This is a genomic window from Allobosea sp. 10L422, assembly GCF_056395345.1.
This window is the reverse complement of record NZ_JBFTJI010000004.1, coordinates 308,340-322,194: the sequence shown is the minus strand read 5'-3', so window position 1 is coordinate 322,194 and position 13,855 is coordinate 308,340. Positions and strand designations below refer to the sequence as shown.

Here is a 13,855-nt window from a genome sequence, read left to right as displayed (position 1 = left end):
GTCCAAAATTCATACGGCAGCGGCGGCGGGCTGTATCGCTGAAATGTTGAGCAGCACGGAGCCGAAAATGCTCAGTGATCGTGCTCGTGAGGATGCCGATCCTCGGTTGCGGTCGCGTCGGGCAGGATCTGAAGATGACCGTGCCGGACGCCGCGCTGGCTGATGACGCCGTCGGCAAAGGCGCGGACTTCACCGCTCGCTCCACGCAGCACCGAGACCTCCAGGCATTCATGTCGATCGAGATGGACATGGAGGGTGGCGACCGAGAGGTCGTGATGGTCATGCTGCCGATTGGTCAACCTGCGCGCGAGATCCCGCGTCTCGTGATCGAAGACATATGCCAGCGTCGCAAAGCAGGGAGCGGCGGGGTCGGTGGCGGTCTCCGTCCGGGCGGCATGGCGCAGAATGTCCCGGATCGCCTCGGAACGGCTGCCATAGCCTTTCGATACGCTGAGCGTATCGACGAATGCGAGAAGTTCTGCATCGATGGTGATCGTGACCCGTTCCACTTGCACCCCTATTCCGACCCCACGGCCCGGCTGGAAAATTGAGCGAGCACCCGACATTTGCGAGACGCAGATCGCTCGCGTCAGGCGCCGGTGTTGCCGCCTCTAGGATTGAAAGAGACGGCTGTATTGCGTTTCGTGCCAGGCGCTCGCCATGGCCAAGGCCGGGGACAGGCTGCCGATCTCGTCGTCGCCGATCGAGCGAGCGCATTCAGCCGCTTCCTCGATTGCGCCCGCGGCCTCGATGAGGATGCGCTGACCGGCGGTATGGCCGAGGGGGACCAGCCGGATCGCCGCGTTCACCTGTCCTTCGACATAGATCCACAGCAGGCCGCTCAGCGCCGCCGTCGGCGCAATGCACCAATGATGTGCGGCCAGGGCAAAAGCCCCCGCGAACGACAGCTCGCCGGCACAGTGGCCCGCGGCCGCGGGAACTGCGAGATCGGCGAGGAGGCGCAGAAGCGCCTCGCCCAGACGCCTGTCCTCGAGCTGGAATTCGCGGCTTTCGCGCCCCGCCGCGAGCCAGGCGTTGGCCGCGCGGAAGCGCTCAACGTCGCCGGCGGCCAGAGCGTTCGCCATGCGCCAGAACAGCGCGCCGTCCAACTGCGCCACATTCGTCCGGAGCGTGCCCAGTATCCAGTCGCCGGCGGTCCTCTCGTCACGAACCCAGCCGGCCGTAACGGCTGCTTCGAGGCCGCGAGAATAGGAGAATCCACCCACCGGCAAGCCCTGGCTGACCAGGCGCAGCAGATGCAGCGGCATGGTTTCCGGTCTCGGCGGCTGATCCGGCGCAGCGCCCATCGCTCACGCTCCCGCCGGGGCGGCCTCAGCCGGACGGCCCTCGAACAGCCCGCCCTGCTCGACGATGAAGTCGACGATGCCGTCGACGCCATGGCCGCGCGAAAGATCGGTGAAGCCGAAGGGCCGAGCTCCGCGCATCCGCGCCGCATCCCGCAGCATCACGTCGAGGTCGACATTCACATAGGGCGCGAGGTCGCTTTTGTTGATGACGAGGAAGTCGGAGCGGGTGATCCCCGGCCCGCCCTTGCGAGGGATTTCTTCGCCCTGGCAGACGGAGATGACGTAGAGCGTCAGGTCGGCAAGGTCGGGCGAAAAGGTCGCCGCCAGATTGTCGCCACCGGATTCGATGAAGACGATGTCGAGATCGGGAATCCGGCGATTGAGCTCGGCGATGGCCTGCAGGTTGATCGAGGCGTCCTCGCGGATCGCCGTATGCGGGCAGCCGCCGGTTTCGACGCCGACGATGCGATCCTCGGGCAGTGCCTGGAGGCGTGCCAGGATCATGGCGTCCTCCTTGGTGTAGATGTCGTTGGTGATGACGGCGATCGAGAACTTATCCCGCATCGCCTTGCACAGCTTCTCGGTCAGCGTGGTCTTGCCCGAGCCGACGGGACCGCCGATGCCGACGCGGAGAGGACCGTTCTTTGATATCATCGGTGCAAATGCCCTCGGGTTGGAAACCGGGCGAGCTTGCATGCAAGCTTCGCTCCGCCGGCTTCAGCCATGGTGATGATCATGATCCCCATGGCCGTGGGAATGCCCATGCGCGTGGCCATGGCCGGAATAGGCGCCGCGCACAGGGGTGAACGCCGAGGTGATCTCCTCTACGGCGGCGCCCAGCCCTTCGAGCATCGCCTTGATGACGTGATCGCGCAGGATCAGTATCCGGTCGGCCTCGATCGCCGCGGCCAGGTGACGGTTGCCGATATGCCAGGCCAGCTCGGCGACATGCAGGGCATCGCGGCCGCGGACCGCATAGAGCGGCTCTTCCGCGGCGGCGATCTCGACGACGCCGCTGCCTTCCAACAGCAACTCGTCCCCATCCGCGAGCACGACCGTGTCGGGGAGATCGATCAGAATCTTCCGTCCGTCCTCGAGCCCGATCGCTCGTCGGCGCAGGTGGCGCTCATCGTGCGGGAGAACTGCCCTGCCGAGCACCGGTTCGTGGCTTGGACCGCTCTGCGAAGCTCGCCTGACCGCAATCGCCTTCAACATATCGCCTCTCGCAGCCTGTGCCCCTCGCGGCGCTGGGACCCGTTCCGAGCCGGACGGGCTTTCCGCCGCCAAGGCAAGCGGAGGGCCAATGTCCCGAAACGACGTTCCCTGCCGCATTTGGTGGCTCTTCATCCCTGGCCAGGCAAGAGTCATGGTGGACCGGCAACGCCGAAACGGCGGGCATATGGCGCCGATTGAGGCAGTTTCAGCCAATTCTGCCGTTTTTGTAGACCGCCGCGCCCGATGGCCAGGATGACAGCAGACGAGGTCCCGACATAGTCTCGCATTCGAACCGCGAGCTGGAATCCCTGATCAAAACCTCATCCATGGATGCTCTCGCGCCAGTTCCCTCCGTCGAAGCCGCACGACCGCCCGCGGGCTCTGCCGAGCGCGCCCACTATACCGTCCAGCCGAGCGATTGGCTGGCGGAGCTGGAGCTGTGGTTCGCGGTTGCAGCCGGCAAGACCCGGCTTATGCGCCGGCGCCATCTCGGGCCGCTCGTCGTCCAGCAGCCCTTTCATCCCGAGAAGGACGGGACCTGCCATGTCTATCTGCTGCATCCGCCCGGCGGCGTGGCGGGCGGCGATCGGCTAGAGCTGAGCTTCCATCTCGAAGCCGGGGCCCGCGCCGTGCTGACGACGCCCGGCGCGACCAAGTTCTATCGCAGCGAGCACGGCTTGTCCGTGCAATCGAGCCGGGTCGCAGTCGGGCCAGGAGCGGTCTGCGAATACCTGCCGCAGGAAACCATCTTGTTCGACGGTGCCGATGCTCGTCTCGAAACGCAGGTGTCGCTCGCGCCCGACGCGACCTATGTCGGGTGGGATTTTCTCTGCCTCGGCCGTCCGGCCGCCCATGAACGCTTCACGACAGGCAAGCTGAGCCAGCGCGTAGAGATCACGCGAGACGGCAGGCCGATCTGGTTCGAGCGGGTCGAGATCGCCGGTGGATCTCCCCTTCTCAGCGCGGCCTTCGCGCTCGCCGGGCAGCCCATCTTCGGGACGATGGTCTATGCCGGCGCGATCGGCGAGGATGCGGCGGAACGCGTGCGCGCCGCCAGCGGCGCGAGCGGCGAAGGCGTGTTTTCAGTCAGCCAGCTCGAGGATGTCGTGGTCTGCCGTTATCTCGGGGCGCGGGTATCGGAAGGCAAATCGTTCTTCCTCCGTGCATGGGATTTGCTGCGGGCGGCCGGCCAGGGCAAGCCCGCCAGCCCGCCGCGCATCTGGGCGACCTGAAGAAGGTCGCTTGCACCCCGGAACAGCGGCAGCACGGTCAAAGGCAGGAACGAGAGAAGGCCATGGAACTTCTTCCACGTGAGAAAGACAAACTCCTCCTCTTCACGGCAGCCCTGCTGGCGGAACGGCGCAAGGCGCGCGGGGTCAAGCTCAATTACCCCGAGGCGGTCGCCTATATCTCCGCGGCCATCCTCGAAGGCGCACGGGACGGGCGCACGGTCGCCGAGCTGATGTCCTATGGCGCGACCCTGCTTGGCCGTGACGACGTCATGGAAGGCGTGCCGGAGATGATCCACGACGTCCAGGTCGAGGCCACCTTTCCCGACGGGACCAAGCTGGTCACCGTCCACAGCCCGATTCCGTGAGGTGCCGCGATGATTCCGGGTGAGTTCTTCATCGAGGATGGCGAGATCGAGCTCAATGCCGGGCGCGAGACGCGCTCGGTCGAGGTCGCCAATTCCGGCGACCGGCCGATCCAGGTCGGCTCGCATTATCATTTCTACGAGACCAATGCGGCGCTGCATTTCGATCGCGCGGCGGCGCGGGGCTTCCGGCTCGACATTCCGGCCGGGACGGCCGTGCGCTTCGAACCCGGCCAGTCGCGCACCGTCCGTCTCGTGGCGCTCGCCGGCGACCGGGCAGTCTACGGCTTCAACGCCAAGGTCATGGGCAAGTTGGAGAGCTGAGATGGCGCGCATCACCCGCGAGAACTACGCGTCGCTCTATGGCCCGACCAAGGGCGACCGCATCCGCCTCGCCGACACGGAACTCGTCATCGAGATCGAGGAAGACCACACCGTCTATGGCGACGAGGTCACCTTCGGCGGCGGCAAGGTCATCCGCGACGGTATGGGCCAGAGCCAGCGCAATGCCGCCGACGTGGTGGATCTCGTCATCACCAATGCGGTCATTCTCGACCATTGGGGGATCGTGAAGGCCGATGTCGGCATCAAGGATGGGCGCATCGCCGCGATCGGCAAGGCCGGCAATCCCGATATCCAACCCGGCGTCGACATCGTCATCGGCCCGGGCACGGATGTCATTGCCGGCGAAGGCAAGATCCTGACTGCCGGCGGCGTCGATGCCCATATCCATCTCATCGCGCCGCAGCAGGCGGAGATGGCGCTTGCCAGCGGCACGACGACCTTCGTCGCCGGCGGCACTGGGCCTTCCGTCGGCACGCTCGCCACCACCGTGACGCCGGGTCCCTGGTATATTCACCGCATGCTCGAGGCGATCGAGGAGCTGCCGCTCAATGTCGGCCTCCTCGGCAAGGGCAATGCGAGCCTGCCCGAGCCGCTGCGCGAGCAAATCCGGGCCGGCGCCATCGGCCTCAAGCTGCATGAGGACTGGGGCACGACCCCGGCCGCGATCGACTGTTGCCTCTCCGTCGCCGACGAAATGGACGTCCAGGTCGGGCTGCATTCCGACACGCTGAACGAGAGCGGCTTCGTCGGTGACACCTTCGCGGCGACGAAGGGCCGCGCGATCCATTCCTTCCATACGGAAGGTGCCGGGGGCGGCCATGCCCCGGACATCATCACGGCTGCCGGCCAGGAGAACATCCTGCCCTCCTCGACCAATCCGACCCGGCCCTACACGGTCAACACCATCGACGAGCATCTGGACATGCTGATGGTGTGCCACCACCTCAGCCCGCGGATTCCCGAGGACGTCGCCTTTGCGGAGTCGCGCATCCGCAAGGAGACGATCGCGGCGGAAGACATCCTGCACGATCTCGGCGCCTTCTCGATGATGTCGTCGGATTCGCAAGCGATGGGCCGTGTCGGCGAGACGATCCTGCGCTGCTGGCAGACCGCGCATAAAATGAAGGTGCAGCGCGGTCCGCTGCCCGAGGACAGCGAACGCAACGACAATTTCCGCTGCAAGCGCTATGTCGCGAAATACACGATCAATCCCGCGATCACCCATGGCTTCTCCCATGAGCTCGGCTCGATCGAAATCGGCAAGCGCGCCGATCTGGTGCTCTGGAAAACGGCCTTCTTCGGCGTCAAGCCGTCGCTGGTCCTGATCGGCGGCATGATTGCCACCGCGCCGATGGGCGACCCGAACGCCTCGATCTCGACGCCGCAGCCGGTGCATTACCGGCCGATGTTCGGCATCATGGGGCGTGCGCGGGCCAAGACCGGCGTCACCTTCGTCTCGCAGGCGGCGCTCGATGATGGAATCGGCGACAAGCTGCAGCTGCAAAAACAGCTGGTGGCGGTGAAAGGCACGCGCGGCATCCGCAAGAAGGACATGATCCACAATGCGCTGACGCCGAAGATCGAGGTCGATCCGCAGAACTATCAGGTGCGTGTCGACGGCGAACTCATCACCTGCGAGCCGGCGACCTCGCTTCCCATGGCGCAGCGATACTTCCTGTTCTGACGTCCGAGGGGTTCGGCACGGCCGCCTCGCCGTGCCCCCTGCCCGCTCCGCCGGGTTGAGCGTTCCTCGTCGGCAGGATCGTTCAGCGCGCGGCGGTGCAATCAGGTGGACCGCCGTCCGCGCCCATTGTCGGCAGCGAGACGCGCGTAACAGGCCGCTGGACAACCGCGTCGAGGCGATGCGGCAGACCGGCGTGGCCATGAAGAACCGGTTCAAGAAATCCAGCCTTCGCGGCTTCGCGGTCAATTTGCCCGAGCGTTGAACCGCCGCTTTATCCTATACCGCTCCGGTGGGGCTCTCGCCCGAGCAGACTCACGCTGAATAAGGATCTGATCGATGCTGGTGGATGACTTCCGTTCGGATACGGTCACGCGCCCCGACCAGGGCATGCGGGCCGCGATGGCTGGCGCCGAGGTGGGCGATGCCGTCTACGACGATTGCCCGCCCACCAAGCGCCTGGAAGCGATGACCGCCGAGAGGCTGGGAAAGGAAGCCGCCCTCTTCTTCCCCACTGGCACGCAGGCCAATCTCGCCGCTCTGATGGCCCATTGTGGCCGCGGCGACGAATATCTCGTCGGCCAGATGGCTCACACCTATCGGCTCGAAGGCGGCGGCGCGGCCGTGCTGGGCTCGATCCAGCCGCAGCCCTTGCCCAATGAGCCGGACGGCACGATCGCGCTCGACGCCATCGCCAATGCAATCAAGCCCAACGACTTCCATTTCGCGATGACGCGGCTGCTGGCGCTGGAGAACACCTTCAACGGCCTCGTCCTGCCCGATGCCTATTTGGAGGCTGCGACCGGGCTTGCCCGCTCGCGCGGCCTTGCCACCCATCTCGATGGCGCCCGGCTAATGAACGCAGCCGCGGCGAGCAACCGCGACGCGGCCTGGATCGCCGGGCAGTTCGACACGGTGTCGATGTGCCTCTCGAAGGGGCTGGGCGCGCCGATCGGATCGATCCTCGTCGGCCCGAAGGACTTCATCGAGAAGGCCCGCCGGATCCGGAAGATGCTGGGCGGCGGCATGCGCCAGACCGGCGTGATCGCTGCGGCCGCCATCTACGCCCTGGAGCACAACGTCGCGCGGCTCAGCGAGGATCACCGGCGCGCTGCGGATCTCGCGGCTGTGCTCGCGTGTTTTCCGGACCTCGGCGCGGGACCGGCGCGGACGAACATGGTGTTCATGACGCCGAAGGGGCTCGACACAGCCACCCTCGCCGCATTTCTGCGCGAGCGCGGCATCGGCGTCAGCGGCCGCTACGGGACGCTGCGCTGGGTTACCCATCTGGATGTGGATGACGCGTCCGTCGAGCGGGTTGCCGAAGCCTGCGAGGCCTTCTTCGACAAGCAGAAGCTCTCAACAGAGTTGAGATCCAACGCCTAAAGCGCGGGCCAGTCACCGTTTTTCCGGATTGCGAAAGCCGGGCGTGCGGCGCTTCTCCGCTGAAGCGTTGCAGCTCGCGCTGTGTGACCTGCATCACTGCGTGGCGCCACGAATGGACGCACATTCCCGGTCGCCGGGGGGCGAAAGCCAGTGCACCCGTTCCGGAGGAGCCATCATGCCTGCACACAGCCTTACGACGCTGACGGCCGGAAAGACGAGCATCGCGAGCTCGGCCGTCGAAGCATTTGCCGCACAGCTGAGCGGCAGCCTCCTCGCCCCGCATGATGCAGGCTATGACGACGCGCGCGCCATCTGGAACGGAATGATCGACCGCAAGCCCGGGCTGATCATACGCTGCATGTCCGCCGCCGATGTCGTCAGCGCGGTGCGGTTCGCGCGCGACAACGGGTTGCTCGTCTCGGTGCGCGGGGGCGGCCACGGCATCGCCGGGAACGCCGTTTGCGACGGCGGCCTGATGATCGATCTTTCGCCGATGAAATCAATCCGCGTCGACGCGGCAGCGCAGCGCGCCCGGGTCGAACCGGGAGCAACCCTCGCCGATGTCGACAGGGAGACGCAAGCCGCCGGGCTGATCGTGCCGACGGGCATCAATTCGACCACAGGCATCGCCGGGTTGACGCTGGGCGGGGGCTTTGGCTGGATCACACGGAAGTTCGGCCTGACCCTGGACAACCTCATATCGGTCGAGATCGTCACCGCCGATGGCGAACTCCGGCGGGCCAGCGAGACGGAAGAGCCCGACCTGTTCTGGGCCCTGCGCGGCGGCGGCGGGAATTTCGGCGTCGTGACGGCGTTCGAGTTCCGGCTGCATCGGTTTGGCCCTCAGGTCTTCTCGGGCCTCGTCGTCCATCCGCTCGACGATGCCGAGCTCATCCTGAAGAACTATCGCGCGGCGCTCGAAGCCGCCCCCGACGAGCTGACATGCTGGGCCGTGATGCGAAAGGCGCCGCCTCTTCCGTTTCTACCGGCGGAGTGGCACGGCAAGGAGGTGCTGATCCTCGCAATGTGCTACTGCGGCGACATCGCCGAGGGCGAAAAGGCCACTGCGATGCTGCGTTCGATCGGGAGGCCGATCGCCGATGTCGTCGGTCCCGCCCCGTTCACCGCGTGGCAACAGGCATTCGATCCCCTGCTCACGCCGGGCGCCCGCAACTACTGGAAGAGCCACGATTTCACCGAGCTCTCGGATGCTGCCATCGATATCCTGCTCCGTGCGGCGCGCCGGCTGCCGGGGCCGGAATGCGAGATTTTCATCGCGCATGTCGGCGGTGCCGCAGGCCGCGTGGCCGCCGCCTCCACGGCATTTCCCCAGCGCAGCTCCCATTTCGTGATGAACGTTCATGCGCGCTGGCGTGAACAAGGCATGGATCCGGCCTTCATTGGCTGGGCACGAGAGCTCTTCGAAACCGCGAGACCGCTTTCCGCCGGCACGGCCTATATCAATTTCATGCCGGCCGACGAGGCAGATCGCGTCCAGGAGGCCTACGGTGCCAGTTATCAGCGCCTCGCCATGCTGAAGTTACGCTACGATCCATCCAACCTGTTTCGCATGAATCAGAACGTGACGCCGATGACGAATACAATGGCGGCATAAGCACAGGGGCATTTCCACGCATTCCCGAACCGTGGAGATGCCCTATCGCTTGTTTTGGCGCGCTTTCTTTGCGCTATCGGGCGCCCGCTCGCCTGGAAGCGCCCTCGTCCGGCGGAAGCGGTTTCCGGCAGTCGCAGGGCGGCAAACGCCCCGGCGGCCGAGATCGACGAATGTCGGTGGCAGCGCCGAGATCGGCGATTGCTGCAGCGCCGCGAGCCGGAAGTTGCGATCGGGCCGATACGCAAGCGCCGCAAGCCTCAGCCGCCGGAAACGGCGTTCTTCGATTTATCCTGCCGGCCTAGTGTGCGCATACTTGCCGGATGGAGGGGGGCAGATGATGCGGGCTTTCTTGATCGCGTTTCTGTGCACGGCGATATCGACGGCGAGCGCGGCGGCCGACACGCTGGCACGGGCTCGCGAGACCGGCACGTTGCGGCTTGGCTTCCGGGCCGATGCGCCACCGTACTCCTATCGCACGTCCAGGGGCGATCCTTCCGGATACATCGTCGACCTCTGCCGCGAAGTTGCTGCCAGCGTGAAGAACGCGCAAGCCATCCCGGCGCTCAAGCTCGAATATTTCGAGGTCTCATCCGCGAATCGTCTCGAAGCCCTGCGCGATGGCAAGATCGATCTTCTTTGCGACCCGACTTCGATGACGATGTCGCGCCGCGCCATCGTCGATTTTTCGCTCCCGACCTTCATCGACGGCGCCGGCGTGCTGCACCGGAGCAACGAGGTCGTCCGCCTTGAGGATCTTCGCGGCAAAAGGATCGGCGTCCTGCGGGGCACGACGACCGAAGAAGTCCTGAAGGCGACGTTGGGGCAACTCGGAATCCAGGCCGAGATCATCCCGATGGCAACTCATCCCGACGGTGTCCGGAGCCTCTCCGCCGGCAAGATCGACGCCTATTTCGCGGATCGCGGGATCCTCAGCTATCATCTGCTGAACAGCCCGAACCGCTCGGGCATGAAGCTTTCCGACCAGTATTTCACGTTCGAGACCTACGCGCTGGCTCTGCCGCGCGGCGACGAAAAGCTGCGCTTGCTCGTCGACGCCACGCTGGCGGAGCTCTATCGCACCGATCGTGTGAAGGAGATCTACGCCCGCAGCTTCGGCAGCTTCCCGCCCGATCAGTTCACGCGCGCCCTCTTCGTCATCAACGGCGTGCCGAAATAAGGCGCGGGCCAGAGCGCGCGATACCCTGCGGACGACGAGCCCCGCCAGCGGGCAATTATGCAAGCCTGCGCTTGGCGCGGTTACGACGCGCCAAGCGCAATGGCGAGGGTCAGGGCCCGACGAGTTGCCCGCCGTCCACCACGATGCTTTGGCCGGTGACCCAGCTCGCCTTGGCGGAGGCGAGGAAGAGCACGACCTCGGCGACTTCCTCGGGCTTGCCCATCCGGCCAAACGGGATGGTGGCCAGCGTCGCCTGATAGAGCGCGGGGTTCGAGGTCTTTCGATCCTCCCAGGAACCGCCCGGGAACTCGATCGAACCGGGCGCGACGCAATTCACCCGGATCCCCTTGCGCGACAGCATCTTCGCCTGGCTCGCCGTATAGTGCATTACGGCCGCCTTGATGGCGCCGTAGGGCGCCGAACGCGAGGAGGCGCGCAGGGCCGAGATCGACGAGATGTTCACGATCGACGAGCCCGGTTCCATGTGCGGGATAGCCGCGTGGCTGCCGCGAACGACAGCCATCATGTCGACGCTCAGCGAGGCGGCCCAACCGTCCTCGTCGTCCGATTGGCCGAAACCGGAGGCGTTGTTGACGAGGATGTCCAGCCCGCCGAGGGCCTTCGCCGCCGCGGGCACATAGGCCGCAATCGCATCCGCGTCGGCGAGGTCGACGCTGGCCGCATGAGCGGTGACGCCGAGCGCCTCGATCTCCCGGCGCGTCGCCTCGAGCGGGCCAGCGCCCCGGGCACAGATCGAGACAGATGCGCCGCCCGCCGCGAAGCCGAGCGCGATGGAACGCCCGATGCCACGGCTGCCGCCCATCACGATCACGCGTTTGCCGGTGAATTCCTTGGTCATGCGGGCACTCCCCCTCCGCTTGTGCAGCGCCTTATAGCCGCGGTGAAGGGGGTGGCTTCAAGGCCCGCCAGCGCGCGGGCAGGGTTGCGCGGCGGGCGGGCGCGGATGTCAGGGCTCCCGCCGGTTTGACGTTAGGCGAGACAGCCGGACCAAACGCTGGCCCCTCAAGAAGGTCCGCTGCGGCTTCGCCTTCGCAATCGCCAACTCGACGCCAGGCAGATCGAACGACCGCGACTGGTCAGCCGCAGTCATGGCATATCTTTTCGGATATCCGGCGGATTGCCGGCCCGAGCGTGTTGCCGTGGACTAACTTGCCGCACGTCGCCGGCGGTATTCCGGGACTGGCAGGCCGCCCCACCCCCAGTTGTCGAGATCGACTTCCTCGATCACCACGAAGGTGGAGTCGAGCGGCTTGTTTAGGACATCGAACAGGAGCTGACTGTCGCTGGCGATGAGCCTGGCCTTCTCCTCGGCGGTTACCGAGGTACGGCCAGGGCCAGAGCCCTCCCGCGTGACCTGGATGGTGACGATCGGCATGAAAGCCTCCTTCTGGTTTGGCTTGCGCTTCAGTGGCCGGCGCTCTGTCCGCCGTCGACATGCAGGATCTCGCCCGTGACGAACGGAGCGCTCTCGAGGAACAGCACGGCGTCGACGATGTCCTTGATCTCGCCCATCCGCTTGACCGGGTGGAGATTGGCCAGGAACTCGTGCGTCTGGGGGGCGTGCATCGGCGTCTTGATCACGCCGGGCGAGACCGCGTTCACACGGATGCCGCTCTGAGCGTATTCGATCGCAAGCGCCTTGGTCGCCGAATTGATGCCGCCCTTGGTCAGATTGGCGAGCACGGTCGGGACGCCGGCGATCGCGTGGTCGGACAGGCTTGTGGTGATGCTGACGATGTGGCCCGAGCCCTGCTTCAGCATCGCGCCCGCGGTCTTCTGGGTGATGTGGAAGAAACCGGTGAGATTGGTCGCGATCTTGCTGGCGAAGTCTTCGGCCGTGTAATCGGTGAAGGGCTTGGCGATGAAGATGCCGGCATTGTTCACCAGCGTGTCCACCCGTCCGAAGCGGGCCAGCGCCTCACGGACGACCGCCTCGGCCGTCGCGGGATCGGCGATATCGCCGGGAACCGCGAGAATGTCCGGGTCAGCGCCCTGCTTGATGGAGCGCGACGTCGCGACGACGCGATAGTTGCGGTCGCGGAACCCCTTGACCAGAGCGGCGCCGATGCCCTGCGAGGCACCGGTGATGATCGCCACCTTCCGTTCGTTGCTCATGATGATCCTCGTCTTTGCGACAGCTCGCGGGACGCGCGCCGCCCGGCCGGTTCGGCCTGACGAGAACGATTTTCGGAAATTTCACCCTTCGACTGAATGCGCGACGTTCGGCAGTCATTCTTCCATAAATCGGAAGAGTTACTGTCTCAGCCATGCATCGCCACCGACTCCGCCGACAGCCGAGCGAAGTCCGCGCGCAGCCGGGGCACGGCGAAGTCGAGGAACGCCCTAACCTTCGGGAGGCTCGAACGCCCCTGCGGCAGCACGAGATTGACAGGGCGAGCCGGTGGCTCGGCGTCCCGCAGCAGGAGCTGGAGCGATCCATCCTGCACGCGCTCGGCGACGTGGTAGGTGAGGAGGCGGGTGACGCCCAGCCCACCGACGGCCGCACCCAGCGCCGCCCGCACGCTGTTGACGATGAGCCGCGGCTTGAACTGGACCGCGCGGGGAACCGAGCCGCCCTTCGCGGGCGGGAAGACCCAGGCATCGCGCCCGAAATCCGTGCAGGCGACAATGCTGTGCCTGCTGAGGTCGCCCGGCTCTTCAATGCGCGGGTGCTGGCTGAGATAGCGCGGTGCGGCCACGATCACCGGCCTGACGTCCCCGCCGATGCGGATCGCTGTCATCGCGGAATCGGGTAGCTCCAGGATGCGCAGGGCGATGTCGATCCGCTCCTCGATCAGGTTCGCGCCCCGCACGAGCAGGACGAGATTGACCGAGACAGCCGGGAAGGCCTCGACGAAGGCGTCGATAATAGGCCGCAGGATCTCCTCGCCGCTGATTGGCGGCGCCGTGATGGTCAGGGTGCCGCGCGGCGCGACACGCTCGCCGGCCGCCACGGCCTCGGCCTCCTGCAGCTCGGCAAGGACGCGGCGGCACGCGGCGGCATAGCGCTCGCCGATCTCGCTCAGCCTGATCGCCCGGGTTGTGCGGTGGAGCAGCGTCGCGCCGACCTGCTGCTCGAGGAAGGCGATCGCCCGGCTCACCGCTGCCGGGGAGCGCCCAAGCTGGCGCCCCGCCCCGGCGAGGCTCCCCTCGTCCAAGGCGGCTATGAAGACCTTCATCGCGTCGATGCGATCCATGCAGTGCCAATAGCCTCGTAGCGTCCAGCCTTCGCGGTTTCAGCAGCTTGTCAAGCGCGGAGGGCCGGCGACGGACAGCAGGCTTGCCCCATTGACGCGCGCCGCCGGGGCCGGCCCGGCGCGACGTCAGGGCCGTGCCGTACGGGCTTTCGTTCCTCTTTCCGTCCAGCGGCGGAAACCACCGGCTGCTGTTTGTGATCGGCGCCGCAGCGACGATTCTGGCCTCGGCCATCGACTCGCTGAGAACTGATCCGCAAGTGGCTCCCGGCGGACGCGCATCGCGGCTAAGCTCCGTTCCGCCCGCCGACAACCGGGCA

General features: G+C 66.1%; 15 protein-coding genes. 7 read left to right on the top strand and 8 right to left on the bottom strand.

Annotated elements, in window-relative coordinates:
- Window positions 1–71: 71 nt before the first annotated feature.
- From nikR to AC1DEZ_RS11610, 4 genes are all read right to left on the bottom strand, one after another.
- Window positions 72–509, bottom strand: coding sequence for a nickel-responsive transcriptional regulator NikR (gene nikR, locus AC1DEZ_RS11625; protein WP_441511485.1), 438 nt, complete (start codon window positions 507–509; stop codon window positions 72–74).
- 102 nt (window positions 510–611) lie between these two features.
- Window positions 612–1,268, bottom strand: a complete 657-nt coding sequence (locus AC1DEZ_RS11620; protein WP_441511484.1) for an urease accessory protein UreF — start codon at window positions 1,266–1,268, stop codon at window positions 612–614.
- Window positions 1,269–1,310: 42 nt separating this feature from the next.
- Window positions 1,311–1,961, bottom strand: coding sequence for an urease accessory protein UreG (ureG, locus tag AC1DEZ_RS11615; RefSeq protein ID WP_441511483.1), 651 nt, complete (start codon window positions 1,959–1,961; stop codon window positions 1,311–1,313).
- A gap of 63 nt (window positions 1,962–2,024) precedes the next feature.
- A complete protein-coding gene (locus AC1DEZ_RS11610; protein WP_441511482.1) occupies window positions 2,025–2,522 on the bottom strand; it encodes an urease accessory protein UreE in 498 nt (165 codons plus the stop codon).
- A 326-nt stretch (window positions 2,523–2,848) separates the two neighbouring features.
- Here AC1DEZ_RS11610 and AC1DEZ_RS11605 point away from each other — a divergent pair, with 326 nt between their 5' ends.
- The 7 genes from AC1DEZ_RS11605 (at window position 2,849) to AC1DEZ_RS11575 (ending at window position 10,320) form a co-directional block, all read left to right on the top strand.
- A complete protein-coding gene (locus tag AC1DEZ_RS11605; RefSeq protein ID WP_441511481.1) occupies window positions 2,849–3,754 on the top strand; it encodes an urease accessory protein UreD in 906 nt (301 codons plus the stop codon).
- 62 nt (window positions 3,755–3,816) lie between these two features.
- Window positions 3,817–4,119, top strand: coding sequence for an urease subunit gamma (gene ureA / locus AC1DEZ_RS11600; protein WP_441511480.1), 303 nt, complete (start codon window positions 3,817–3,819; stop codon window positions 4,117–4,119).
- A gap of 9 nt (window positions 4,120–4,128) precedes the next feature.
- Entirely contained in the window at window positions 4,129–4,440 is a 312-nt protein-coding gene (locus AC1DEZ_RS11595; protein WP_441511479.1) for an urease subunit beta, read from the top strand.
- Window position 4,441: 1 nt separating this feature from the next.
- On the top strand, window positions 4,442–6,145 hold the full coding sequence (gene ureC, locus AC1DEZ_RS11590; RefSeq protein ID WP_441511478.1) for an urease subunit alpha: 1,704 nt from the start codon (window positions 4,442–4,444) through the stop codon (window positions 6,143–6,145).
- Window positions 6,146–6,481: 336 nt separating this feature from the next.
- Window positions 6,482–7,528 carry a low-specificity L-threonine aldolase gene (gene ltaE, locus AC1DEZ_RS11585; protein WP_476779702.1) on the top strand — a complete coding sequence of 349 codons (1,047 nt, stop codon included), beginning with the start codon at window positions 6,482–6,484 and terminating at the stop codon, window positions 7,526–7,528.
- A 175-nt stretch (window positions 7,529–7,703) separates the two neighbouring features.
- Complete coding sequence (locus AC1DEZ_RS11580) at window positions 7,704–9,143, top strand: FAD-binding oxidoreductase (RefSeq protein WP_441511476.1); 1,440 nt, start codon at window positions 7,704–7,706, stop codon at window positions 9,141–9,143.
- A gap of 334 nt (window positions 9,144–9,477) precedes the next feature.
- On the top strand, window positions 9,478–10,320 hold the full coding sequence (locus AC1DEZ_RS11575; protein WP_441511475.1) for an amino acid ABC transporter substrate-binding protein: 843 nt from the start codon (window positions 9,478–9,480) through the stop codon (window positions 10,318–10,320).
- Between the two features lie 109 nt (window positions 10,321–10,429).
- Here AC1DEZ_RS11575 and AC1DEZ_RS11570 read toward each other — a convergent pair whose 3' ends face one another.
- The 4 genes from AC1DEZ_RS11570 to AC1DEZ_RS11555 all read right to left on the bottom strand — a co-directional run bounded on the left by AC1DEZ_RS11570 (window position 10,430) and on the right by AC1DEZ_RS11555 (window position 13,538).
- On the bottom strand, window positions 10,430–11,179 hold the full coding sequence (locus AC1DEZ_RS11570) for an SDR family NAD(P)-dependent oxidoreductase (RefSeq protein WP_441511474.1): 750 nt from the start codon (window positions 11,177–11,179) through the stop codon (window positions 10,430–10,432).
- A 306-nt stretch (window positions 11,180–11,485) separates the two neighbouring features.
- Complete coding sequence (locus tag AC1DEZ_RS11565) at window positions 11,486–11,716, bottom strand: tautomerase family protein (RefSeq protein WP_441511473.1); 231 nt, start codon at window positions 11,714–11,716, stop codon at window positions 11,486–11,488.
- Between the two features lie 29 nt (window positions 11,717–11,745).
- Window positions 11,746–12,456, bottom strand: a complete 711-nt coding sequence (locus AC1DEZ_RS11560) for an SDR family NAD(P)-dependent oxidoreductase (RefSeq protein ID WP_441511472.1) — start codon at window positions 12,454–12,456, stop codon at window positions 11,746–11,748.
- Window positions 12,457–12,602: 146 nt separating this feature from the next.
- The gene (locus AC1DEZ_RS11555) at window positions 12,603–13,538 is read right to left on the bottom strand and encodes a LysR family transcriptional regulator (RefSeq protein ID WP_441511471.1); all 936 of its coding nucleotides are present in this window, start codon (window positions 13,536–13,538) and stop codon (window positions 12,603–12,605) included.
- Window positions 13,539–13,855 lie beyond the last annotated feature (317 nt).